At 68.9% G+C, this 22,749-nt stretch carries 23 protein-coding genes; 14 read left to right on the top strand and 9 right to left on the bottom strand.

Features of this window, described 5'->3' with window-relative positions; all coding sequences use genetic code 11:
• The 9 genes from ACYVMZ_RS28950 to ACYVMZ_RS28910 all read left to right on the top strand — a co-directional run bounded on the left by ACYVMZ_RS28950 (position 1) and on the right by ACYVMZ_RS28910 (position 7,119).
• Positions 1–423: a roadblock/LC7 domain-containing protein gene (locus tag ACYVMZ_RS28950; protein WP_461084778.1), complete on the top strand. Its 423-nt coding sequence runs from the start codon at positions 1–3 to the stop codon at positions 421–423.
• Positions 420–773, top strand: coding sequence for a DUF742 domain-containing protein (locus tag ACYVMZ_RS28945; RefSeq protein ID WP_461084776.1), 354 nt, complete (start codon positions 420–422; stop codon positions 771–773). Before ACYVMZ_RS28950 ends, ACYVMZ_RS28945 begins: the two co-directional genes overlap by 4 nt.
• Positions 751–1,371 (top strand): GTP-binding protein, encoded by a 621-nt coding sequence (locus tag ACYVMZ_RS28940; protein ID WP_461084939.1) that lies wholly within the window; start codon positions 751–753, stop codon positions 1,369–1,371. The genes ACYVMZ_RS28945 and ACYVMZ_RS28940 overlap by 23 nt, the downstream gene beginning before the upstream one ends.
• Positions 1,368–2,588, top strand: coding sequence for a cytochrome P450 (locus ACYVMZ_RS28935; protein WP_461084774.1), 1,221 nt, complete (start codon positions 1,368–1,370; stop codon positions 2,586–2,588). The genes ACYVMZ_RS28940 and ACYVMZ_RS28935 overlap by 4 nt, the downstream gene beginning before the upstream one ends.
• 10 nt (positions 2,589–2,598) lie before the next feature.
• Positions 2,599–3,831: a cytochrome P450 family protein gene (locus ACYVMZ_RS28930; RefSeq protein WP_461084772.1), complete on the top strand. Its 1,233-nt coding sequence runs from the start codon at positions 2,599–2,601 to the stop codon at positions 3,829–3,831.
• 25 nt (positions 3,832–3,856) lie between these two features.
• The gene (locus ACYVMZ_RS28925; protein ID WP_461084770.1) at positions 3,857–4,336 is read left to right on the top strand and encodes a helix-turn-helix domain-containing protein; all 480 of its coding nucleotides are present in this window, start codon (positions 3,857–3,859) and stop codon (positions 4,334–4,336) included.
• Positions 4,333–4,980 carry a hypothetical protein gene (locus ACYVMZ_RS28920; protein ID WP_461084768.1) on the top strand — a complete coding sequence of 216 codons (648 nt, stop codon included), beginning with the start codon at positions 4,333–4,335 and terminating at the stop codon, positions 4,978–4,980. The genes ACYVMZ_RS28925 and ACYVMZ_RS28920 overlap by 4 nt, the downstream gene beginning before the upstream one ends.
• Positions 4,977–5,567 (top strand): DUF6624 domain-containing protein, encoded by a 591-nt coding sequence (locus ACYVMZ_RS28915; protein WP_461084766.1) that lies wholly within the window; start codon positions 4,977–4,979, stop codon positions 5,565–5,567. The genes ACYVMZ_RS28920 and ACYVMZ_RS28915 overlap by 4 nt, the downstream gene beginning before the upstream one ends.
• 229 nt (positions 5,568–5,796) lie before the next feature.
• Complete coding sequence (locus ACYVMZ_RS28910) at positions 5,797–7,119, top strand: transcriptional regulator (protein ID WP_461084764.1); 1,323 nt, start codon at positions 5,797–5,799, stop codon at positions 7,117–7,119.
• A gap of 197 nt (positions 7,120–7,316) precedes the next feature.
• Here ACYVMZ_RS28910 and ACYVMZ_RS28905 read toward each other — a convergent pair whose 3' ends face one another.
• The 9 genes from ACYVMZ_RS28905 to ACYVMZ_RS28865 all read right to left on the bottom strand — a co-directional run bounded on the left by ACYVMZ_RS28905 (position 7,317) and on the right by ACYVMZ_RS28865 (position 15,529).
• A complete protein-coding gene (locus ACYVMZ_RS28905) occupies positions 7,317–7,907 on the bottom strand; it encodes a nitroreductase family protein (protein ID WP_461084762.1) in 591 nt (196 codons plus the stop codon).
• Positions 7,904–9,178 (bottom strand): cation:proton antiporter, encoded by a 1,275-nt coding sequence (locus tag ACYVMZ_RS28900; RefSeq protein ID WP_461084760.1) that lies wholly within the window; start codon positions 9,176–9,178, stop codon positions 7,904–7,906. Before ACYVMZ_RS28900 ends, ACYVMZ_RS28905 begins: the two co-directional genes overlap by 4 nt.
• 102 nt (positions 9,179–9,280) lie before the next feature.
• Positions 9,281–10,147 carry a dimethylarginine dimethylaminohydrolase family protein gene (locus ACYVMZ_RS28895; protein WP_461084758.1) on the bottom strand — a complete coding sequence of 289 codons (867 nt, stop codon included), beginning with the start codon at positions 10,145–10,147 and terminating at the stop codon, positions 9,281–9,283.
• 126 nt (positions 10,148–10,273) lie between these two features.
• Positions 10,274–10,708: a GFA family protein gene (locus ACYVMZ_RS28890; protein WP_461084756.1), complete on the bottom strand. Its 435-nt coding sequence runs from the start codon at positions 10,706–10,708 to the stop codon at positions 10,274–10,276.
• Positions 10,708–11,538 (bottom strand): DUF3865 domain-containing protein, encoded by an 831-nt coding sequence (locus ACYVMZ_RS28885; RefSeq protein WP_461084754.1) that lies wholly within the window; start codon positions 11,536–11,538, stop codon positions 10,708–10,710. Before ACYVMZ_RS28885 ends, ACYVMZ_RS28890 begins: the two co-directional genes overlap by 1 nt.
• Positions 11,535–12,821, bottom strand: coding sequence for a hypothetical protein (locus ACYVMZ_RS28880; protein WP_461084752.1), 1,287 nt, complete (start codon positions 12,819–12,821; stop codon positions 11,535–11,537). The genes ACYVMZ_RS28885 and ACYVMZ_RS28880 overlap by 4 nt, the downstream gene beginning before the upstream one ends.
• An 81-nt stretch (positions 12,822–12,902) precedes the next feature.
• Complete coding sequence (locus tag ACYVMZ_RS28875) at positions 12,903–14,021, bottom strand: inosamine-phosphate amidinotransferase 1 (RefSeq protein ID WP_461084750.1); 1,119 nt, start codon at positions 14,019–14,021, stop codon at positions 12,903–12,905.
• A 130-nt stretch (positions 14,022–14,151) separates the two neighbouring features.
• Positions 14,152–15,186, bottom strand: a complete 1,035-nt coding sequence (locus ACYVMZ_RS28870; protein WP_461084748.1) for a fatty acid desaturase family protein — start codon at positions 15,184–15,186, stop codon at positions 14,152–14,154.
• Between the two features lie 202 nt (positions 15,187–15,388).
• Positions 15,389–15,529 (bottom strand): hypothetical protein, encoded by a 141-nt coding sequence (locus ACYVMZ_RS28865; RefSeq protein ID WP_461084746.1) that lies wholly within the window; start codon positions 15,527–15,529, stop codon positions 15,389–15,391.
• 550 nt (positions 15,530–16,079) lie between these two features.
• On the opposite strand from ACYVMZ_RS28865, the gene ACYVMZ_RS28860 reads away from it, so the two are divergent.
• From ACYVMZ_RS28860 to ACYVMZ_RS28840, 5 genes are all read left to right on the top strand, one after another.
• On the top strand, positions 16,080–16,958 hold the full coding sequence (locus ACYVMZ_RS28860) for an amino acid--tRNA ligase-related protein (protein ID WP_461084744.1): 879 nt from the start codon (positions 16,080–16,082) through the stop codon (positions 16,956–16,958).
• 82 nt (positions 16,959–17,040) lie between these two features.
• On the top strand, positions 17,041–17,883 hold the full coding sequence (locus ACYVMZ_RS28855; protein ID WP_461084742.1) for a TauD/TfdA dioxygenase family protein: 843 nt from the start codon (positions 17,041–17,043) through the stop codon (positions 17,881–17,883).
• An 82-nt stretch (positions 17,884–17,965) separates the two neighbouring features.
• On the top strand, positions 17,966–19,078 hold the full coding sequence (locus ACYVMZ_RS28850) for a hypothetical protein (RefSeq protein ID WP_461084740.1): 1,113 nt from the start codon (positions 17,966–17,968) through the stop codon (positions 19,076–19,078).
• Between the two features lie 717 nt (positions 19,079–19,795).
• Entirely contained in the window at positions 19,796–21,685 is a 1,890-nt protein-coding gene (locus tag ACYVMZ_RS28845) for an ATP-binding cassette domain-containing protein (protein WP_461084738.1), read from the top strand.
• A gap of 408 nt (positions 21,686–22,093) precedes the next feature.
• A complete protein-coding gene (locus tag ACYVMZ_RS28840) occupies positions 22,094–22,639 on the top strand; it encodes an AAA family ATPase (RefSeq protein WP_461084937.1) in 546 nt (181 codons plus the stop codon).
• Positions 22,640–22,749 lie beyond the last annotated feature (110 nt).

The raw sequence follows: 22,749 nt of genomic DNA, 5'->3' as shown, positions 1-22,749 counted from the left end.
ATGCGCGACACACACTCCAACGAACTGGGATGGCTGCTCGACGAGCAGATTGGCTCTGTCGAAGGCGTCCGCTACGCCGTCCTGATGAGCAGCGACGGGCTGCTGAAGGCCCGCACCGAGACCATCAGCCAGACAGACGGGGAGAAGTTCGCCGCTCTGACCGCCGCGCTGCGGGCCGCAGGCAAGGCATGGGACGACTTCACCCACGGCCAGGGCATGCGCCAGGTGCTGATCGAGTCGGGTGGCTGCTTCGGCCTGACCACGACGGCCGGGGACAACACCATGCTGTCGGTCTGCACCACCGGTCCCCACGCGGACATCGGTCTGATCAGCCATCACATGGCGCAGCTGGCCGTCCGGCTGGGCGAGCAGCTGGGCACCGCCGAACGCCGTCCCAGCCTGGAAAGCGGCTCGCCGGCATGACCGGGCCGCGGCGTGACCCCGACATGGTCAGGCCCTACGTCCGCACCGGCGGGCAGGTCCGCCCCCGTCGGGATGTGCGCCTGGAGAGCGTGGTCATCGCCGCGACCGGCCCCACCACCGCCCTGGGGCCGGATGCCCGCCGGGTGATGGGCCTGTTCTCCTCCGGCCGTGGCGGCCTGGCTGTGGCCGATATTGCCGCCGCGCTGGAATTGCCGCCCTCGACGGCGCGGATTCTCGTCTCCGGGCTTGTGGACAGCGGTCACCTGACCATCCCGGTCGCCGCCACCGATGACCAGCCCGACCTCACATTGCTGCAGGAGGTGCTTGATGGACTGCGCGCCATGGTCTGACCCGCCCGTCACCTACGTGCCGGTCACGGTGACCCAGTCCGCCAAGATCGTGGTCGCCGGCGGCTTCGGCGTGGGCAAGACCACCTTCATCGGCAGCGTGTCGGAAGTGACGCCGCTGCGGATGGAGGAGCCCATCACCGCCGACAGCGTCGGGGTGGACGATCTGCGCGGCACTCCGGAAAAGACGACCACGACCGTGGCCATGGATTTTGGTCGCATCCACATGGCCGGGGGCCGCCTCGCCCTCTACCTGTTCGGACTGCCCGGCCAGATCCGCTTCCAGCCCCTGTGGGAGGACCTCACCGAAGGCGCGCTCGGCTGCCTCGTCCTCGCCGACACCCGCGACCTCGATGCCTGTCACGGCGCCCTGAGCCTCCTGGAAGACAGAGTCATTCCGTACGCCGTCGCCATCAATACCTTCCCCGACGCTCCCATTTATGACAGCGCCGAGCTGCGCGAGGCGCTCGCTCTCGATCCGACGACCCCCCTGACCACGTGTGACGCCCGCGAACGCACCGCCTGCGTGCACGCCTTGATCACCCTCACCGAGTACCTCATGGCGCGTCGCACCACCACCCCACTGGAGCCCCTGCGATGACCCCGCCCAATCCCGGTCCAGCGGCCTCACCGGACCGGATCGCCCTGTACGAGCTGGAGTTCGCCGCCGACCCGCACGCCGCCTATGAGCGCATGCGGCGCACCCATGGCGCCCTGGTGCCCGTCGAGCTGTCCCCCGGCATCCCGGCAACACTGGTGATCGGCTACCAGCAGGCCCGCCAGATCCTCAACGACCCGCTCCGCTTCCCCGCCGACCCGCGCGTATGGCAGCAGCACGTCCCTCCATCCTGCCCGGTGCGGCCGATGATGGAGTGGCGCCCCAACGCCCTGCGCTCCGCCGGAGCCGAGCACGCCCGCTACCGGGCGGCCAACACCGCCAGCCTCGACGCCGTCGACCAGCACGAGCTGCGCGCCCTCGTCGAAAAGATCGCCTCCAGCGCCATCGGTGACTTCCGCGCTGTCGGCCGCGCGGACCTCCTGCGTCAGTACGCGTGGCCGATCGCCTTCCGAGTCCTGAGCGCACTGCTGGGCTGCCCCGACGAGATCGGCTCGCGCATCGCCGACGGCATGGCCAAGATCTTCGAAGCCGAGGCCGCCGAGGCCGCTCGCGGCAACCAGATCCTCGGCCAGGCCGTCGCCGACCTCGTCGCCCTGCGCCAGCAGCAGCCCGGCGACGACGTCACCTCCCGCCTGCTCGCGCACCCCGCCCACCTCAACGACGAGGAGATGGCCCATCAGCTCGTCACCCTCTACGGCGCCGGCATCGAGCCCCTGACCAACCTCATCAGCAACACGATCCTGAAGATCCTCACCGACGCCGCGTTCGCCGCCGGCCTGCACGCCGCCCAGTCCACCGTCCGTGACGCCCTCGACACCGTGCTGTACACCGACCCGCCGCTGGCGAACTACTGCATCACCTACCCGCCCTACCCGGTCGACGTCGACGGCGAGCTACTCCCGGCCCACCAGCCGGTGGTGATCTCCATGACGGCCTGCAACAACGACCCCGAACTCACCCGCGGCATCTCGACAGGCAGCCTCATCGGCAACCGCGCGCATCTGGCCTGGAGCACCGGCCCTCACACCTGCCCGGCCCGCTCCCACGCCTACCTCATCGCCGAGACCGCCATCACCTACCTCCTCGACGCCTTGCCGGAGATAGACCTCGCCGCCCCGGCCGACGAGCTGCGCTGGCGCCCCGGCCCATTCCACCGCGCGCTGGAAGCCCTTCCTGTCCTGTTCCCCGCCTCCCGCTGAAGGAGCCCTCATGTCCGAGCAGCAGATAATCGTCCTCGACCCCACCGGCTCCGATCACCACGCCGAGCACCAGGCGCTGCGCGCCCGCGGCCCGGCCACCCCGGTGGACATCCTCGGTGTGACCGCCTGGTCAGTCACCGATCCCACGCTGCTCAAGCAGCTCCTCACCAGCCCCCACGTTTCCAAGGACGGCCGCGCCCACTGGCCTGCCTTCTCCGACACCGTCCCCACCTGGCCCCTCGCCCTGTGGATCGCCGTAAACAACATGTTCACCGCCCACGGCAGCGACCACCGCAGGCTCCGCCGGATGGTCGCGCCAGCGTTCAGCGCCCGCCGCATCCAGGCCATGCAACCGGCCTTGGAAGCGATCATCAACGGAATCCTTGACGACCTCGACGCCCGGTCTGCCGCAGAGAGCGTGGACTTGCGTGAACACCTGGCCTACCCGCTACCGATCGCTGTGATCGGCCAACTCATGGGCGTCCCGCAAGGCCAGCGCAAGGGCTTCCGCACAGTGGTCGACGGCGTGTTCAGCACCACCCTCACAACCGAGCAGGCTGCGGCGAACACGAGCGCTCTGTACGAGGCGCTTGACCAGCTGATCGAAGCCAAACGCGCCAAACCTGGCGAGGACCTGACGTCGCTCCTCATCGCCGCCCGTGACGACGAAGGCGACGGACGCGGCTTCACCAACGGAGAACTGCGCGACACGCTCCTGCTGATGATCAGTGCCGGGTACGAGACCACGGTCAACGTCATCGACCAGGCGATCACCGCCCTGCTCACAGACCCCGAACAGCTCGGCCATCTCCGCGCCGGCCGCGCCGACTGGAGCGACGTCGTAGAGGAAACCCTGCGGTACGAGCCGGCCGTAAAGCACCTGCCCCTGCGCTACGCCGTCACGGACATCCCCCTCCCCGACGGCCAGACCATCGCCCAGGGCGACGCGATCCTCGCTTCCTACGCCGCCGCCAACCGCCACCCCGACTGGCACGGTGAGTCCGCCAACCGCTTCGACGCCACCCGCCCAACGAAGGACCACCTGGCCTTCGGCCACGGTGTCCACTTCTGTCTTGGCGCCCCACTCGCCCGCCTCGAAGTCGCCACGGCCCTGCGCATGCTCTTCGATCGGTTCCCCAAGATCTGCCTCGCCGTTCCCGCCGAAGAGCTGCAGCCGCTGCCCACCTTGATCAGCAACGGACACGTGTCCCTGCCCGTGCGCCTGCGGCCGGACAGCCGCTGATCACACACTGACCAGGAAGACAACCATGACCAGCCCTGCCTCGACCACACGACTCACCCCGGCCGAGCGGCGCGTCGCCGAGCACCTCGTGCTTGGTCTCACGGCTCGCGAGATCGCTGCCGCAGCACAGCTGTCCCTCAATACGACTCACTCCTACCTCGGCAGCATGCGCGGTAGGTTCCACTGCCCGCCGCGCTGTCCGCTCCCCGTCCTCGTGCACGCCCTGCTGAACTCTGGAGAGGTAACCCCTCCCGCCACGGACAAGTCGGCTCCGACTCTCAGTCCGGCGGAGCAGCGACTGCTTCAAGCGATCGCCGAGCAGAGCAAGCCCTTCGACATTGCGTTCGCGGCCGGCATCGTCCCCGCCGACTTCCACTCCGCACGCGACGAGCTGCTCGACAAGACCGGCGCTGCCGACGCCACCCAGCTCATCGTCCTGGCACACACCTGGAACCTGCTGGGGACCGGTCAGAGCGCCAAAGCGGCGACCGGAGCGGGCCGATGAGCACCGCTGGAATGCAGCACGCGCCCGGGCGGGACACCCCGCTCGGCTCTGCGCCCACGGGCTACGCGTACGAGATGCGGCCGTTGTGCACCGACGCCGTGCGAGCAGAGGCCAGTGCCCTCGTCGAAGACCGCCTCGGCTGGCTCGCACGACGGGGCCTGCCCGTCCCCGCCCGCGGTGACATCCCGGCTCTCTTCCGCGACAACCAGCACGAGGCTGCTGGCCTGTTCGAGGACGACATCCTGCTCGGCTGCCTGATCCTCGACCGGCAACCAGACCTCACGCATTGGGGCACCTCCGGAGCTGGCCCAAGCCTGTTCGTCGGCCACGTCCACACCCTCCCCGGGCGCTCGGACGACGTGGTCCGGCTGATCACCCTGTGGGCCTCCGACCATGCAGCCCGCCTCGGCCTGCCGCACGTCCGCGCTGAGGCCCTGGCCCGGCACGACCTCAGCGTGGACCCGATCGCACGCTTTCTCAACCGGCTGCAGCACATGGGATGGGAGATCCGCGGAACCGGGCCCGGCACTACCCGCGAGCAAGTCGCCCGACTTGAGCTGCACGCCGAACCTCGCCACGGCCTCACGCACCTCATCCGCTGCACCATCCCCCTTCCTCCAGGCACCGACCGGAGCGCTTCGTGACCACCGCACCCCCGCGCCGCCCCGACCTCGCCCGCGACCTGCTCGCCCGTGTCGAGCAGGCGACCGAACGCTGGGCACGGCTCGTCCGCAACGAACTGAGCCAAATCCAGCTCGGCCAGGGAAGACACGCCGACCATGTCAACGCCAAGGTTCTTCGACGCATCCTGGCCGATCACGGCTGGCCTGGTCACCGTCTCGTCGGCCCCGACGCCTGCCGCGCTGCCTGGCAGCTCGCGCTGCACGCCGACGACGAACCCGACCTCCAACGGGCAGCCACCCGCCTGCTGCACCAGGCGGTCCAGGCGGACGACGCCCCCGTCTTGCAGTGGGCCCACCTCCACGATCGCGCCCTGATCAACAGCGGGCAGCCGCAGGACTTCGGAACGCAGTACTGCGCCCACCCCGATGGGTTGGAACAGTGTCCCGTCCGCGAGCCCTCCACTCTCGACGCACGCCGAGCGAACCTGGGTCTCCCGCCCGCCTCCACCGCACTGGCAACCCTCCGCCAACGCCTCGCAGCCCCGCCCAACCAGGCGAGCACCACAACCGACACGGTCGTACTCACCACCTTGGCTGGTGCTGCGTGACACCCGTCCACCGAGCAGGAAGCTCATCGTGCTGTCACGTCCCCGGCAGCCCTGCGTCACGGCTTTCCGCCTCTGGCTCCTGGGCCCTGGTCAACTAGGCCGCCTTGCCTTCCCGTGCGCGGGCTTCGATTCGCATGACGTTGAAGGAGGTGACACGCCTCCAATGTCTGCGGCCGCAATCCGCTGATTCGCATATCTCCAGGCACATGCAGCAGCGAAGGGTGGTGTGATGGCACGCTCTGAATCCGGTAATGGTCATAGCCGGAATGAGGCGCTGTGGAAGTTGCTTGAGCAACTCGATTGGTCTGTACGCGGCTTCGCCAGCCGGGTGCACCAGTACTGCCAGGCCGCGGGGATCGACTACACCGGCAACCCGGGGACCGTTTCCCGATGGTGCGCGAATAAGACCGTCCCGAGCCCTCCGCTCGCGACGGCAGCCTGTTACGTCCTGTCCGCCGCTCTTCGTCAGCCCGTCAGGCCGGAGAGCCTCGGCTGGCCGGCACACAGTCCCGACATCGCCGTCGAGTCCCTCGAATACCTGGACGTGGCGCACGCGGTCCGGGTGCTGGCCAAGCTCTGGGATCTTGACGCCAGGCGCGATCGGCGCCTGGTCAAGAAGACCTTTTTCGCGGGTGTGTTCGGGGCGGCATCACGTGAGGCCCTCGTGATGCCGCCCGATGCGGATCTGTCCGGGCGTGGCGGCTCCAGAGTCTCTGTCGCCGACATCGAACTTCTCGATGACCAAACCGCGCTCTACGGGCGGTTGGACGCCAGGCATGGAGGGGGGCGGTTCCGCAGCGTCTTCGCCGCGTTCCTGTCAGCTCAGGCCGTCCCGCTTCTTCGCGGCTCCTTCACTGCCCGGCTGGGTCGGCGGCTCTACGGCAGCGTGACGGATGCCGTGCTCGCGATGGCGAGCATGGCGTACGACGACCAGTTGCCCGGCCTCGCCCAGCGGTACGACCTGCAGGCGATGAGACTCGCCCAGGCCAATGGTGATCGTGCTCGCATCGCGCGGGTGCACATCCATCAGGCTCGGCTCGCCGCCGCCCAGGGGGATCGGCGGGAGGTGCTGACTCATGCACGCAGCGCCGTCCTCGCATGCGACGGGGCGCCGGCGCTGGTGCGGTCGTATGCCGCCATCACCGAGGCGCGGGCGTGGGCGTTCAACGGAGACGCGGACCAGACCCTGGACGCGGTGGCGCGGGCGCGGGAGTCGTTCGGCCGGGCCGGTCCCAGGACCGACCCGCCGTGGCTGGCCTGGTTCGACGAGCACGAACTTGAGGGGCAGGCAGCGTGGGCCTTCGCCGTGGCGGGCTTGGTCGAGCCGGGTGCGCAGGCATTGAAGGCGGCCATGGATATGCCGAGTGACCGCATGCGGGACAACGTGGAACTTCTGATCACCTCTGCCGAACTCGCGCGCCTCCAGGGAGACTTCTCGGAGCATGCTGCGCAAGCACAGCGCGCAGCGGACCTCGCACGCGGCCTGACGAGCAGAAGGTTGGCTGCGCGCATCGAGCGACTCGCCGTCCGCCGACCGCTCGATGACTTCTGAGCCTCCCCCTACTGCCCGAGCCCGCAGCGGGTCGCCAGGGGCGGTCTGCCCCCACTGCGGTTACTGAGTTTCGCCGCGTGATGTCGCTGGAGCACGCGCCCTGACCTGCGGCGAAGGGCAACCGTGACGCGACATCACACGAAGATCATCAGCAGCCGGTGATCGCGGCCGACGCTGGTCACCAGAGACGCCCAACATCAAGGAGTCGTCGGGACGTCGTTGGACGCGTGCGCCCAGGTGATCTTGGTGTGGGCGTCAAAAGGCCGTCGCTCTCGGACTGTGCCGGTCCCCGCCCTGGTGCCGACGTACAGCCACCCCAGGAGCTGCTCCCCGTCGTCGACGCCGAGGTGCTTGCGAACCTGCGGCGCTTCGACGGCCGCTCCGGTGCGCCAGACGGAGCCCCAGCCGCAGCTATCCAGCAGCAGTTGCAGCGTGGTGACCATGCCGGCGGTGGCGGCCAGCTGCTCCCACTCGGGCACCTTCGGCTGATCGCCCACGGGGCAAAAGGCGATCGACAGCAGCAGCGGCGCGCGGAGCGCTTTCTCTGCAGCGCGGCGGGCCTGCTCCGGCGTTGCGGCTGCTTCGCCGAGTACATCGCCGAGGCGGACGCGCTCGTCCCCGGTCACCGGAATGAGCCGCCAAGGCCGCAGCCGCCCGTGGTCAGGCGCGGTTGCCGCGGCCCGCACGAGTTCTTCCAGTTCCTCTCGGGTGGGTGCGGGTGCCGTCAGCCGGATGGCGCTGTGCCGCGCGAGGACCGCGTTCAGCACCGGGTTCGAGGTGAGGGTCATCGGGTGACCTCCTGAACTCCGTCGCTCGCCGGCGCGCCTGCTGGTGTCGGCGGGGTCATTCTGGGATCGCGTCCGGCCAGGCGGTTCAGCAGCGGGGCGGTCGCCGCAGTGGTGACCACGGCCATCACCACAAGGAGTGTGAACAGCTGCTCGGTGATGACGCCGATCTGGAGGCCAATGCCGAGAACGACGAGCTCAGTCAGGCCGCGGCAGGTCATGAGCGTGCCGACCACGGCAGACCACCGCCAATCGGAACCGGTGAGGCGTGCCGCGCCCGCCGCTCCACCCCACTTGCCGACGACGGCCACTGCCAGAATCGCCACTCCCCAGCCCCACTGCCCCACGGCCAGGTGGGAGAGGTCGGTGTTCAGGCCCGTGTCCACGAAGTACAGCGGGAGCAGGACGGGCAGGATCACGGCACGGAGGCGGGCGGCGCTGCGTTCGACGGCCGGCAGGGTGCGGGGGGCAACGGCCCCGAACAGGAAAGCTCCGAAGGCCGGGTGGACGCCGATCAAGTCGGTGGCGTACGCGGTGAGGCAGAGCCCGGAGAACAGCAGCACCAGGACGAGGTCGTCGGACGTACGGCTCACACGCTTCAGCAATGCGAGCAGCACGGGGCGCAGGAATGTCAGGGCGACCAGGAGGGCAGCGGTCAGGCCCAGGGTGGTCAGGGCGGACAGCGCTGTCCCGGCGGTGCACAGGGCGACGACGGTGGTGAGCAGGCACCAGGCGAGGGCGTCGTCCGCGGCGGCACACGCCATGACGAACGTGCCGAGGCGTGTCGTTTCCATACCGCGGTCGGCGAGGATGCGCGCCAGTACTGGGAACGCGGTGATGCTGAGGGCGACCGCGACGAACAGGGTGAACGGGAGGCGTTCCACGCCGGGCGGGGCCAGCTGCGGGTACATCGCCGAGGCGAGCGCGGCGCCCAGGGCGATGGGCAGCAGGAGGCTGCCCAGGCTGACGGCGATGACCGCGTGTCTGGCGGTGCGCAAGGAGCGGAGGTCGAGTTCGAGGCCGATCAGGAACAGGAAAGTCAAGAGGGCGAGGTTGCCCAGTGCCGAGGTGACCGGGAGGACCGAGGGCGGCAGGAGATGGTGCTGGACGCCGGGGGCGAGCCAGCCCAGTAGGGAGGGGCCGAGCAGGATCCCGGCAAGGATTTCACCGATGACGGGCGGCTGCCCGATCAGCCGAACGGCGCGACCGCCAACCTGGCAGGCCAGCACTACGACGGGAACGGCGAGGAGCAGGGGCAGCAGTGGCGTGGACATGAGGTGCTCCAGCGTGCGGACGGGGCAGCCGCGTCGGTGCCGGCCGCCGGGACAGCGGAAGGGGCGGGACAGACGCGGCCCCTGGGCCGCACGGGGAGCGGATCAGTCCCGGTTGAGCGGCAGGGTGGTGCAGCGCAGGGAGCCGGGGATCCGGGTGACCTCGGAGTAGTCGATGGTGAGGACCTCGATCCCGCGCGCGGCCAGCTTGGCAGCGATGCGGTCGCTGCCGGCGGCGACGACGACCGTGCCGGGCGCGATCGCCAGCACGTTGGCTTGGACGGCCCGCGCCTCGTCGTCGCTGACGTCGATCAGGTCGAGGTGCTGCTCGAACCAGCGGAGCTGATCGGGTGGGAAGACTGTGCGGTGGATGAGGGCGGTGCCGGGGGCGACGATGGTGAAGTGGTCGTCCAGGTGGACGATCCCGGGGACGCTGAAGTGGATGGGCCGGACCTCGCGGTCGATGCCGTGACTGGTCAGGGCGGCCTGCAGTGCCTTGATGCCGTCGGGGGAGGTCTCTTCGCTGAGACCGACCAGGACACAGCCGGTGTTGAGCATGACGTCGCCGCCCTCGATTGTCCCTTCGGCCAGGTGGACGGTGTTCGGGGCATCAGCGACGAGCTGGGTGAGTGCGTCAGCCTCCGGTCGGCGGTGGGCGGAGTTGAGCCGCCCCATGACGAGAAGGTGGTCGATGACGAAGGCGATGTCGCGAGGGTAGTGCTGAGCCGAGCAGCCCGGCGCCGGGGCGAAAAGGATCACCTCAGTGCCACGGCCGCGGAGCAGGCGGATCAGGGCGTCCTGCTGCGCACGCACCGTGGGGGCGTGGTACCGCATCCAGGTGCTGGTGGTCTTCTGGCGGGCGAGGACGGGATGTACGTCGGGGCCGTCGAGGTCGCGGGTGAAGTCATGGGCGTAGCGCATCGCGACGCGACGCAGGGTGCCGTATTCGCTGGTGGCGCGCGGGGTGAGCACGACGGGAGTCTCCTGTGCCTGGGCTGGGGGCTTGAGGTGGAGCCGGAAGCGGCACAGGTCACGCCAGGCTGGACCCGGGTGGCCGGCGGGTCAGGGCGACCGACCACCCGGGTGGACCGCGGGGTTTCAGCCGACGACGCTGTGCTGGGTGTCCGGTACCGAGGGCAGCCAGTGCACCGCGTTGTCCCGGAAGGACTGGTTGACCGGGATGAGGTCGGAGCCGCTGGTGTCGTCCAGGGCCGTGACGTTGATGCCGAGTTCCGGGATGTCACTGTCGATTGCCGCGAGGCGGCTGCCGCAGGTGGGGCAGAAGCCGCGCTTGGCCTCACCCTCGAACGTCTCGAACCACGTCGGTTCGCCACCCTCACCGGTCCACGCGACAGCGTCCGCGGGCCAACCGGCCCACCACATCACCGGTGCACCGCCGAGTTTCTGGCAGTGCTCGCAGCTGCACGTGTGGGGGTAGACCGCCTTGCCCTTGACGGTGAAGCGGATCCAGCCGCACAGGCATCCGCCCGTGCGCTCCTGGGCTGCCTCTACGGCGGCGAGGGTGGCGTTCATCAGTTCATCTCCCGTGCGCGGTGGGCGAGTTGAGTCCACCAGTGTGTCATTCCCTCGGTGATCGTCAGGAAGCCGTCGAGGGCCTGCGGGAGGTTGATGTGGAAGAGTTCACTCTCCTTGATGAACCGGGCCAGGCCCTCGATGTGGGCGGCCTCGACGCTCAGGCCGTCGACCTGGGCGGCCTCGTGTTCGTCGTCGAGGTGAAGCTCGTAGTAGTAGTGCAGGTTCTTGAGATCGCTGCCGCTGCGCTGGATGGTCAGCTCGCCGTAGCGGCTGGTGATGTCCCGCAGGATTTCGGTCTCGGCAATGGCCACGGCCTCGGTGGCGTAGTAGGCGCCGGCGATCAGGCTGGGCATGTGGGAGCCGACCATCCACTGGTGGAGGTCGACCAGCAGGGCGGTCTCGGTGACGGGAACGTGGCCGTTGACGAGCAGTCCGAGGTCAGACAGGAGCGCGTTGGTGTACAGCACGTAGTGCGCGGGCACCTTGCCCCGCTCGCCGCCCTCCTCCAGGTGGTTGCGGCGCAGCTCGTGCGCGAGCTCGGGGCAGAATCCCTCGACGCTGGTGGCGGCCGCCTTGAGGAACTGGGCGTTGTAGCGGGCGAACACCGAGAGCTCCTCGATGTACATCCGGGCCTGCTGCTGGTTGAGCTGCGCGGCGCCGACCTGGTCGGCGATCGTCTCGTAGATTGAGTCGATCATCGGAGCGAGGTGTTTGGTGACCAGGGCTTCACCGGAGGCGAAGTTGCCGAGGAGGGTGCCGTGGACGGCGCTGCGGGTCTCGGGGTTCGCCGCGAGGTATGCCTGGACGAGGGAGTTGTCGGGGGTCACGCGGCGCCCTCCAGGGTGGTCGTCGTGGTGAGGTGGATGCCGCCCGTGGTGCCGAAGGCGCGGACGGCGGTGAGCAGGGCCTCGTCGTCGGGCAGGGTGACCGCGGCGTGCGTGTTGAGCGCAGTGACCAGGTCGGCCACCAGAGAGCCCGTGCCGATGCCGACCTCGACGCCGCGCAGGAAGGCCCGCTGCGGCCCACTGATGCGCAGCTGGTACGGGTCGGGGATGACCACCGTGGCGCCGGGCACGACGTGCTCGGGGCGGAAGGCCGCGGCCGCCTCGTCACGGGCCAGGTCGATGTCCAGCGGCTCCCAGCCGCCGTTGCTCAGCACCTTCTCCCACCGGCGCTCCACGTGCTCGGCGACCCTTGCATCGAGCTGCTCACCCACCTTGGCCAGCGCGGTGCGGGCCAGGGTCGTCAGCCGCTGAGCCGCCGCGGCGTTGCCGCTCGCGGAATCGTGCATGGGCGACGGTGTGCCGAACTCGTCGTCGGGGTTCTCGCCCAGGACGTCGTCGAGCAGCTCGGGCAGCACGGAAAGCCGCACGAGCCGGGCGTCCGGGTACGTGTACAGCGGAACGGCCACCGAGATCGAGAAGTCGTCCTGTCGGCCGACGTGGAAGACGCGGCGCGGTAGGAACAGCGCGTCGCCCGATTCCATGGTGAAGCACTCGCCGTGCTCCAAGAGCCAGCCATAGTCCCCCAATAGGGGTTCCTTGCCGCCGGTGAGCTTCTGGTACTCGTCGCCCGGCCAGCAGTAGAACAGCTTCGTTCCGGGCCCGAGGTGGATGAGGAACGCGTCCTCGGCCCCCTCGTGGACGCCGAAGGCGGTGCCGCTGTAATTGCCCAGGAACACGGCTTGCTCCGCACCGCCGATGGGCACGCCCCAGCCGTCGAAGAGGGAGTCGAGGAACGCGCCGAGCCCGGCGGACAGCCGGGGGCTGACGGTCTCCAAATTGTTGAGGACCAAGCTGAAGCGCTCGGCGCTGACGAGGAACTGCATCCAGGGGACGAAGCCGCCGTCGTCCCAGCCGTCCGCGGTCAGCACGGTGTCGACGAGTTCGTCGCGCCGCTCCTCGCCGACGTAGACGCGTGCCTTCGCCGCGCTCGCCGTGCCGGCGACGTGCGCCCGGCGCATGGTGGCCAGTCCGGCCAGTACGTCGGCAGGGGACGCCGCGGTGGACGGGATGATGTTCTTGAACAGGTACGGGGCGGTCCTGCCGCTGGTCTGCTGGGGGAACTCGCCGGTCCAGAAGTCTCGGCCGAGAGGCCAGGCGTGGTTCACGCGATCTCCTGACAGTCAGGTATGGCGACTACCGATGGGCAGCTCGGGTATCGAAGCGTGGCTCTGATCGGAACGGGCCGGCTAGTCGAGGTACTCCTCGCAGCCGCCGGCGCGGACCGTGTCGATGGTGAAGCAGTGCCAGCCGCCGCCGAACAGACGCCGGTGCCGGTGGCGGACGGGGACGACGCTGAAGCCGCGGTCTTCGAGCACGCGGATGAGCTCGGGGTAGAGGCTGTTGACGACGACCGTGTCCTCGCTGACGGACAGCACGTTGATGTCGATGTAGCGGCTGGCGATGTTGAACCCGAACTCGCTGTAGTCCGGGAACGCCGACTCGTCCATCGCCGGCGGGTAGATGACGTCCCAGGACTGCATGGCCTTGGGCAGCCGCGGCAGGTACCCGGGGCCACGCAGGAGCATCAGGCCGGGCCGCAGGGGCACTACGACGCTGTCAATGTGGTTGTCGGCGATGCTGTTGAGGCGATGGAAGCGCAGCTCGGGGAAGTTCTGCCTCAGCCAGCGCCAGGCCAGGTGATGGTTGTGGTTGGCGACGTTCACCAGGACGTCGCGGCCCAGGCGCATGCACTGAGCACCGTCGAAGACCATCTCCAGGCCGAGGCCGTCGATGCCCAGGGCGGTGTCGGCGCCGGTAACGTGGCTGACGTCGATGCCCTGGCGGCGGAAGTAGGCGTCGTCGAGGGAGCCCTGGACGAGCGCGGGCCGCGGCATGCTGAGCCAGTTGGATCCGGCCGCGAAGTACTCGTGGAGGATCGGCTTGAGCAGGTCGTTCTCGAAGATCCTGGCCCGCACGTGCGGTGCGGTCTCCACGATCGTGGTCCCGAGGACGATCGTGTTGTCCCGGACATTGAGGGGCGGGGTGGCCCGGGCGTCCCAGTACGGGGAGCGGATGTCGACGTCCTTGCCCGGGGCGGCGGGCCGCCGCACGGTGACGCCGCACCCGGCCAGGGCGTCTGTCAGGCCGGCGATGTCCTCGTTGAGCTCATCGACCAACTGCTGGGGGATCTGCAGGAGGGGCTGTTCGGCCCCGGCGTCGATGTCGAGGTGGACGTTGTCGTAGAAGAACAGCTGGAACGAGGCATCGACGTGGTGCGCGGTGTAGTGATCGGCGCAGCCGACGATGACCTCGCGGAGCTGAGTCCATTCGTCGAAACTGTTCGCTTGCCCAGGGTGGTGGGTCATGGTGTGCCGCCCTCCTCGGCGGCGTGTGCCGACGGTTCCTCAGCGCATCGGCACGGCCAGGCTCCACCGCGCACGCGCGGCAGCCTCGGTTGTCGGCTGGTCAAGTGAAGGGCTGGGTGTCCGCAGGCCGCTAAGCGGCTGTGCCGGCGGCGCTCCGGTTGCCGGAGTGGGTGGTGTCCGCGCTGAGGCGGGCGATGATGTCCTCGATCACGCACGGCTGATCGGGGGTGGAGCGGCGCCGGAAGAAGTACCCGCTGCACCAGGGGACTTCCGGCCACCGCTTCAGCTTCTGCCGGACCATGACGGCCGCCTCGGGCAGACGGCGGAAGGGGATCTGCTGACACCAGTGGTGAATCGGGTGGTACATATCGTCGAGGTGGCCGCCGAGCAGGTGCCGGGTGAGCCAGTGAGAGGACCAGCCGCGGGTCTGCAGCAGAGGGTCCTCGTTCTCGATGAGCCCCGCGTGGTTGCCGAGGTCAGTGATCCAGGTGACGACCGGCCGCACGAAGATCAGCGGCATGAGCCAGTAGAGAAGGAAGGCGGCCACCGCATCGAATGGCCAGCCCACGGCGATGGCCCCTGCCCACAGCGCCGCACGTGCAGCCGCCGCCTTCCAGGTCTCTTCGGGTGCCTTGGTGACCAGGGTGAGGACGGCATTCCTCGGAAGGCGCCAGAGGGCATTACGCACGATCACCTTCATCACGAACGCCCGCTTGGTGGGTGACGTCACGGCGCGGCGGATGTCGCCGGCGCGGTACGACTGGAACATCGGGTCCAGATCGCAGCCGAGGCGCGCGTGGTGGATGCCGTGGGTGACGCGGTAGGGAAGGAAGCCCTCGCCGAGCAGGGCGGTCAACGCGTATCCGACGAGGCGGTTGCCCCTCCGCGTTGCCATGAGCTTGGAATGCACGCACTCGTGAGCGAGGTTCGAAAGGTGACGCTGGCGAACGCCGATGTAGCAGACGGCCAGTAGCGGCCCGATGCCGTGACCGATGAACGAGCCGATCACAGCTGTTGCGGCAATGGATACAACGTCCCAGAAGACGTCGAGCATCCCGATTGTCGGACGACCACACAGGCCCTCCAGGTCGGTGATCAGTTCACGACCCAGCGCCCTGCGCACGGGACCCGAGGCGCCGGTCTTGTGGCCCGTGCGGCTAGGCACGGACGGCTCCCCGGTGCGCGGGGCTCGGCTGGTCATCCGATTCCTCCAAACGGGTGGGGTTGGCTGTCCATCACGCCGGGGCTCGGCGGCGGCTCACCGCCACCGAGCCCCTCACCAGCCGTCCTCAACCCCGGCGCGCCGCGCGGCCGCACATGTGCAGCGTGGCGCTACCGGAGCAGGAAGCTGGCGGTGCCGGGCCTGATCAGGCCGTCATGGCGTCCGGGCGGACACCGATCTTCAGCGCGGCGTCCGGGCGGACACCGGTCTTCAGCGAAGCGTCGGGACGGACGCCCGTCTTCAGCGCGGCGTCCGGGCGGACGCCGGTCTTCAGCGAAGCGGTCATGGCTCTCCCTTCGGGCACGGGGCCATCCCCGTGCGGCCGTGGTGAACTGGGTGATGATCCGCGTGCCTCAACCGCGGGGCTGAATGGTGCCCCCGAGGCCCTGAGCACGTGGCAGCGCGCGGTCGTGCGCCCACGCAGAGAGCCGACGGAAGTGGTCCTCGCCCGCTGATGCGGGATGCGCCCTTCGCCAGAAGCGGACTGCGTGGCCGCGGTGTTGCCGGGCGCTTGGCCACTCACGCTAGGGCGGGCCGCACAACACGGGCAACGGCCTGGGGTGTTGCACGTGACTCACGCCGGTGTTGCACCGAAGGCTTGAGGGTGTTGCACGGGTGTTGCACACCCACATGCCCTGAGCTGCGGAAATAGCGAACTTGCCTGCGGTCGTGCGGGGGAAACGACGAGGTCCGGCCCGGCAGGCAGCGCGCCGCCGCGCGCTGGGGGTTCTCCTCCCAGCCGGCGCCGCACTAGCGTGCCCCTGCCGACAGCGCGCCGCCGGCTCGGACGCGGCGCCGCCGAGCTTCGTCCCCTCCCCTGCCTTGAGGAGCGCTGCGTGCGTGACCCGATCGCTGTGAAGTCGAACGTGCTCTTCAGCCTGCGAGACACGCTGCGCGACGAGCGCTTTCTCGAAGTGACCACCCCGGTTGCCCGCCGAGCCGACCTCGGATCGGGCCGCCGCGCGGCGGTGGGCCTGGACGGCGGCCGCTTCCTGAGGGCGATGATCGGACCAGCGCTCAGGGCCAACCTGGAGTACCACCCGAGGGTCTTCGAGATCGGCCCTTGCTTCCGACCCGAGAAGCCGGACACCCTGCACGCACCCGAGTTCACGATGCTCGACCTCTACGCCGCCCGCGAGAGCTTCGAGTTCCTCTTCGAACTGGCCGAACGCCTCGTGGCCCCCCACATCGAGTACCAGTTGGAGCGCGTCTCGATCGCCGACTACGTCCGCGATGTCTTCGGGACGGATCTGCGGCACGAGCCCCTGGGTGACCTGCCGACGCGGATGGCATCCCGGCTCGGCGTGAGCGCCGACACCCCGTTCCCGACCGTGTTGGGGCAGTTCGTGGAACGTGAACTGGAGACACAGAGCGTCGGCCGCGCCGTGTTCCTGAACGACTACCCCGTGGGCGGGGACGAGCCGTGCGCTCGCCTCGCCCCCGGCACCACCGGCCTGATCAACCGCTTCGAGGTCATCGTCGATGGGCTGGAGGTGGTCCACGGCTACGAAGACGAAACCGACGGCGCCCTGTTCGCCGAACGCGCCCAGGCGGTGGACCTGTACGACGCCGAGCAGCAGCTGGCGTGGGAGCTGATCAACGCCGGCCGCGTGCCCGCCGCCAGCGTCGGACTGGGCATCGGTATCGAACGGCTGTGCATGGCCGCCACTGGCGTGCACGACATCCGGTACTTCCTGCAGTCGCCGGAGTTCTGATCCACTTCCCCGCCCGCGTAGCAGTCGTCCGCGCGACGACGCCCGACCACCGATGCCAGCCCCGCGATCATGGAGGACCACAATGGCCCTGCCGCTTCGCCCGCTCCCGGGCGGGTTCGGCGCCGAAGTCGCCTGCGACCTCAGCGAACCCGGTGTCGGGAGACTCTCACATAAGCTGACCGAGGCCCTGCACCGCTACCGGCTTCTCGTCTTCCGCAGCCAGCACCTCAACCACGCGGACCTACTGGCGGCCAGCGCGCTCTTCGGGCGGGTGGAGACGAACGTCGACCGCGCTTACGCCGCCCCGGGCTTCCCCGGGATCACCACGGTCAGCAACATTTTTGAGGACGGGACACCCGTCGGCATCTACGACGGCGACAACGAGGAGGAGTGGCACGCCGACAACTCCTTCACCCACCAACTGACCCGCGCCACCCTGCTGTACTCGGTGATCACCCCGGCCCAAGGCGGAGAGACCCGATTCGCCAACGCCACCCAGGCGTACGAGGACCTGCCCGAGCCCCTCAAGCAACGCATCCAGGGACTACGAGCGGTCCACTCCATCCAGCAACTCGGAGCCTTACAGGCCCAGGCCAGCGGAGGGCAGTCCTCAGCCGCAGCCGGCGCACTCGCCACCGCGCCCGAGGTCGAGCATCCGCTCGTTCACGACCACCCGGTCACCGGCGCCCGCTCCCTCCTGCTCGGCAGCATGGTCGTCAAGGGCATCACCGGTATGGACCCGGACGAGAGCGAGACCCTGCTCGCCGAGCTGCTGCGGCACACCACCGGCGAGCCGTACGTGTACTCCCACCGGTGGGGCCAGGGCGACCTCGTCGTCTGGGACAACTTCGCCACGCTCCACACTGCTTCGCCCTGCGACAGCACCTGTCACCAGCGGTTGCTGTATCGCACCTCCATCCGCTAGCGCCGCACCGCCCCTCCGCTCCTTCACACCGGGCACGACCGGATTGCGAGGGCCGGCGGCACAACGTCACTAGGGTTCCCGCATGGCCGAGAAGGAAGAGGCGATCAGCGCCGCCCGCATCACCAGGATCAGCGAAGAGGTCAGGGCGGTATGCCCCCACTTCGACGCCGAGGCTTTCACGCGTGAGGTGATCGCCGACCTGCCGCACCTGGGGCTGAAGGCTCGCATCGCGCGTACCAGCGAGGCCCTTCGGGCCCATCTCCCGGGGAGCGCCGCCGAGGCTGCCGACGTCTTGCTGCGCTCGCTCCCGCCCACGCCCGAGGCCGCCGGGATCATGAACGACTCCGGCCTGCACATCTACTCCCCCCACAGCGATTTCGTCGCCCGCTACTGTCGCTGCGGCGAGGACCTGGACTTCGCGCTGTCGGCGCTCGCGCGGTTCACCCGGTACTTCACGGCGGAGGACGCCGTGCGGTACTTCCTCAGCGACTTCCCCGAGGAGACACTCAAGGCCGTTGACGGCTGGGCCCGTGATTCCGACTACCAGGTGCGCCGCCTGGCGAGTGAGTCCACCCGGCCCCGGCTGCCCGGATCCATCCGCGTCCCACTGGACGTCGACGTGGCGCTGCCCGTGCTCGACCAGCTCCACGCCGACCCCAGCCGGTACGTCACCACTTCGGTGGCCAACCATCTGCACGACATTGCCTTCACGCGTCTGGACATCGTGTTGGACCGGCTCGGGCGGTGGAAGTCTGCGGGTCGCACGCAGGACAAGGAGATGGACTTCATCGTGCGCCAGGCGCTGAGAACCCGGCTGAAGGAGGGCGACTCGGCCACGTACGAGTTCCTCGGCTACCCCGCAGATCCCCCCGTTTCCCTCTCGCCGCTTCGCCTGGAGAACACCCAGCTACGTGACGGCGACATCCTGACCTTCTCCGCTGACCTCGCGGCGACCGATGCGGCGAAACTCCGCGTGTGCTACGTCATCTCGTCGCCGACAAAGCGCGGCACGCCGCGCCGGAAGGTGTACATCCTCAACGAATACGAGGTGACAGCAGGCCAGAACGTCAACCTGGCCAAGGCACACCAGTTCCGGTCCACAGCAAACTATGTGATCCAGCCCGGCACGCACTCACTCGCGATCCAGGTCAATGGCCGACGGTTCTCCCCCGTGGAGTTCGAGGTCCCCGAGTAACGAGCCTGCCTGCTGCCTGATCGCGGCCCACTGCCGCTACCCGGACCCCATACATCTGCTCCGCTCCGCTGGGCCCCGGCTTCGTAAGCCACGGCCCAGTCGGTCATGCCCGCGCGGCCGGACGGCAGCACCGTGGCTATACCCGCAGGCGCCTGGGGAGCAGGCCCCACCGACCACACACCGGGCCGCACGAGCCCAGCGAAGCCCAGACCGCGGTACTGACGAAGGGACCACTGCCACATGGCCACCACCCTGAACATCCTTAACTGGAACTTCGAATCGAACGGGAGGCGAAGCGCGGACAGGCGGCGACTCGGACATGAGAAGCTCGCGAGCTTAGCCCCGAACCTGGTCCTGCAGGAGAGTGGGTGCTGACGAGGACGGCCGGCAGGTGATGCACGAGCTGGAACGCCTCCTCGGTATGCAGGGTTGGCTCGGCGAGCGTAGCTGCACCGCGAGCTTGCCCTCGCCGAAGCCGTGGACAAGGCCGAGGGGCGCGCTTCGGAGCCTTCTGTAAGCCGCCGAGAGGAACCTCGGCGTTTCGGCCAAGCCCCATGCCTCGCACTCCTGTGGCCGGAGGCGGGTCGATGCATCGTCCACGCTCCGCCACGCGCTCAATCTCGGGATTTCGAGAGCGACCGAAATACATGTGTTCGATATCACGGCCGGGTCGTTGAGCCTGACGACCACGCCGGACGACCGTCAAGGGGGACCACGTTGACCTCGGCCGATACACAAGAGCAGCAGGCCACTGCGCCGCCTCCGCCACCGCCAGCGGAAATCACCTACAGCGGGCAGTACTCCGTCAACCCACTCGCCGAGGTCTCCTTCCGGCGGATGTGCGCGCAGATCCCGGCCGTCCTGGGCAGAATCGCCCGGCTGTCGTGGCGGACCGACCGTCGCGCAGTGCAGCTCCTCCTCGGCTGCCAGGTGCTCACCGGTGTTTCGGCTGCCGTCCTGCTGACCGCGACCGCCGAGGCCATGGAACCGATCCTCTCGGACGATGCCGTCGCCGCCCGGCTGCGCAGTGCCCTGCCCGCGCTTCTGGTGGTGGCGCTCGCCGCGGCGCTGGGCCGCGGCGCGGGAGCGGTGGCCACGTACGCCGAGCGGCGGATCACGCCCCGGCTGACAACGGAGACAGATACCGCCCTGGTTGAGGCAGTGTGCAGGGTCGAGGCCGCCGCGTATGCGGAGGAGGGGTTCTCGGACCGGCACGAGGCGGCCGAGATGGGGGTGATCCGCACCCACGTGATGGTCACCGATGCCCAGCGGTTCATGTCTGCAATGATCCGCATGATCACGGCCGGCGGCGTGCTGTCGGTGCTGAACGTGCTGATGCTGCCGCTGCTCCTGCTCGCCGTGCTGCCAGCCGGTGTGGGCGCCGTCCTGACCGCCCGGGTCGACTACGAGGTCCACTACGCCAACGTGGCGGACCGCAATGTCAGGGGGATGATGCGCTGGTGGGCGACCACGCCGAAGTACGGCGACGAGGTCCGTGCCAACTCGATGACGGACTACCTCGTCTACTGGTACCGAGCTCTGTCCGATCGATGTGACCGGCGCACCCTGGCCGCCGCGCCGCGCACCCTACGCATCGCCTTGCTCTCCTCGCTGGCCGGCGGTGCCTTCCTTGTCGCGACCTGGGGAGCCCTCGCGTGGCTGGCCGTGACCGGGCGGATCGCACTCGCGGTCGCCGCCACGGCCGTCATCGCCGTACAGACCACCCTCGCCGCTCTTTCCCAGGTCGTCATCAACGGTGCCGCCGTCTTCCACACCAGCCTGTACCTGAGCGACATGCAAGCCTTCCTCGACGCCGCCGCCGCCCGCGCCCCCAAGCGCGGCCCCCGCAAGCTCACCACGCCGGTCGAGGAGATCCGGCTCGACGAGGTCGTCTACCAGTACCCGGGCAAGGACAAGCCCGCCGTGGACGGTGTCTCCCTCACCCTGGAGCGTGGCCAGATCCTCGCGATCGTCGGAGCGAACGGCTCGGGGAAGTCCACGCTCACCCGGCTCCTCACGGGGATCTACCTGCCTGATAAAGGCAAGGTCACCTGGAACGGCACCGACCTCGCCGAGGTCGACCCCGCGACCGTCTGGCGCTGCACCGGTCTGGTGCCGCAGATCTTCGCCCAGTGGCCGCTGCGTGTCCGCGAAAACGTCACCCTCGGCCAGCCCCGAACCCACGACGACACCCCGGTGTGGGAGGCCATCGACGCGGTCGGGCTGCGCGAAGCCGTCGAGGACCTCCCCACAGGCCTGGACACTCTCCTGTCCCGCGAGGTCTTCGGCGGATCGGAACTCTCCGGCGGCCAGTGGCAGCGCATCGCCTGCTCCAGGGCCTTGTACCGCCGTCCCGGCCTCCTGATCCTCGACGAGCCCACCTCCCAGATGGACCCGCGCGGCGAGCACCAGATCTTCGAGCAGATCAAGGCCATCGCCGCCGACCGCATCACCATTGTGGTCACCCACCGCCTGGAGAACACGAAGATCGCGGACCACATCGTCGTCATGGAGCAGGGTCGGATCATTGAGCAGAGTCTCTACGACGACCTCGTACACGCCGGCGGAACCTTCGCCGAGCTGCTGGAGCTGTCCCAAGACCGCTGACCAGCCGTCGGCAGCCACCAGTCCCACTCTCACACCTTCATCAGGAGGAGAACCCGTGCACCTCGCTCAGGCCCGGGCCGTACCAGCACGCCGCCGCGCCAGACCCGCGCTCGCACCGTGCCCATCCGCGAGGTGGTGGGCATGAGGGCGGCAGACCCGATCCCCGCCGAGCTCAGGAGTTGGGCGGAACAGCGCATCGGGTCGGCCGTGGACGTGCAAGACGTCTCCCACGACCGTCCGCCGTCCCGTGTATGGGCGTTGGAGTACGGCCATGGTGTCCGTCGCTACGTGAAGGTTTCGCCGAGCGACACGTTCTTCACCCGCGAGACCCGCGCTTGTGTACGGGTGGTCACTGACCTCGTTCGAACACTGCGCCGCAGTTCTTTGGGGGCCGATAGCGTGCCCCGAATGATCGTTGGAAGTGAACAGACCCGGCTCGTGGTCATTCGAGGGAACTCGGCGTCGGGCAAGTCCTCGGTAGCGGCGGGTATCCGCGACCGGTTCGGCCGCGGCCTGGCACTGGTCGGCCAGGACAACCTGCGGCGGATCGTGCTGAGGGAGCGTGACGTGCCTGGCGGCGCGAACATCGGGCTGATCGACGCGGTCGCCCGCTACGCACTGGACGCTGGCTACCACGTGGTGGTTGAGGGCATCCTGTACGCCGACCGATACGGCGACATGCTCGTGGGTTTGCTCGGCGACCACCGCGGAGTCTCGCGTTGCTACTACCTCGATATCCCGATCGAGGAGACGCTGACCCGACATGCCTCAAAGGCCGATCCCGACTATTTGTCCCAGGTAACCGAGCGGGAGCTACGTGACTGGTACCGCGAGCGCGATCTCCTCCCCGGTGGCTTGGAGACCGTCATCGGAGCCGACAGCTCCCTCCCTGACACGATTGAGCGCATCATGCTCGACACCGGTCTCGCCGAGTTGCCCGCGCGCGTCAACTGACGCTGCTCTTCGTCTAGTGTCCCGGTCCGGAGATCCTGTCGCAGTAGCGGCAGATGCGGTCGATGATCTGGTCTGCGGTTTTGGTCCACTTGAAGGGTCTGGCCTGCTCG

The organism is Streptomyces deserti (genome assembly GCF_054782695.1).
Note: the sequence above shows the minus strand (reverse complement) of the source record. Positions and strands in the feature narration are given on the sequence as shown.

What these genes read in the sequence shown, in the direction of transcription:
- ACYVMZ_RS28910 (WP_461084764.1), top strand. Translation starts at nt 5,797, where the DNA reads ATGGCACGCTCTGAATCCGGTAATGGTCATAGCCGGAATGAGGCGCTG.
- ACYVMZ_RS28875 (WP_461084750.1), bottom strand. Translation starts at nt 14,021, where the DNA reads ATGACCCACCACCCTGGGCAAGCGAACAGTTTCGACGAATGGACTCAG.
- ACYVMZ_RS28855 (WP_461084742.1), top strand. Translation starts at nt 17,041, where the DNA reads ATGGCCCTGCCGCTTCGCCCGCTCCCGGGCGGGTTCGGCGCCGAAGTC.
- ACYVMZ_RS28925 (WP_461084770.1), top strand. Translation starts at nt 3,857, where the DNA reads ATGACCAGCCCTGCCTCGACCACACGACTCACCCCGGCCGAGCGGCGC.
- ACYVMZ_RS28940 (WP_461084939.1), top strand. Translation starts at nt 751, where the DNA reads ATGGACTGCGCGCCATGGTCTGACCCGCCCGTCACCTACGTGCCGGTC.
- ACYVMZ_RS28945 (WP_461084776.1), top strand. Translation starts at nt 420, where the DNA reads ATGACCGGGCCGCGGCGTGACCCCGACATGGTCAGGCCCTACGTCCGC.
- ACYVMZ_RS28850 (WP_461084740.1), top strand. Translation starts at nt 17,966, where the DNA reads ATGGCCGAGAAGGAAGAGGCGATCAGCGCCGCCCGCATCACCAGGATC.
- ACYVMZ_RS28920 (WP_461084768.1), top strand. Translation starts at nt 4,333, where the DNA reads ATGAGCACCGCTGGAATGCAGCACGCGCCCGGGCGGGACACCCCGCTC.
- ACYVMZ_RS28900 (WP_461084760.1), bottom strand. Translation starts at nt 9,178, where the DNA reads ATGTCCACGCCACTGCTGCCCCTGCTCCTCGCCGTTCCCGTCGTAGTG.
- ACYVMZ_RS28890 (WP_461084756.1), bottom strand. Translation starts at nt 10,708, where the DNA reads ATGAACGCCACCCTCGCCGCCGTAGAGGCAGCCCAGGAGCGCACGGGC.
- ACYVMZ_RS28950 (WP_461084778.1), top strand. Translation starts at nt 1, where the DNA reads ATGCGCGACACACACTCCAACGAACTGGGATGGCTGCTCGACGAGCAG.
- ACYVMZ_RS28865 (WP_461084746.1), bottom strand. Translation starts at nt 15,529, where the DNA reads ATGACCGCTTCGCTGAAGACCGGCGTCCGCCCGGACGCCGCGCTGAAG.
- ACYVMZ_RS28930 (WP_461084772.1), top strand. Translation starts at nt 2,599, where the DNA reads ATGTCCGAGCAGCAGATAATCGTCCTCGACCCCACCGGCTCCGATCAC.
- ACYVMZ_RS28840 (WP_461084937.1), top strand. Translation starts at nt 22,094, where the DNA reads ATGATCGTTGGAAGTGAACAGACCCGGCTCGTGGTCATTCGAGGGAAC.
- ACYVMZ_RS28905 (WP_461084762.1), bottom strand. Translation starts at nt 7,907, where the DNA reads ATGACCCTCACCTCGAACCCGGTGCTGAACGCGGTCCTCGCGCGGCAC.
- ACYVMZ_RS28935 (WP_461084774.1), top strand. Translation starts at nt 1,368, where the DNA reads ATGACCCCGCCCAATCCCGGTCCAGCGGCCTCACCGGACCGGATCGCC.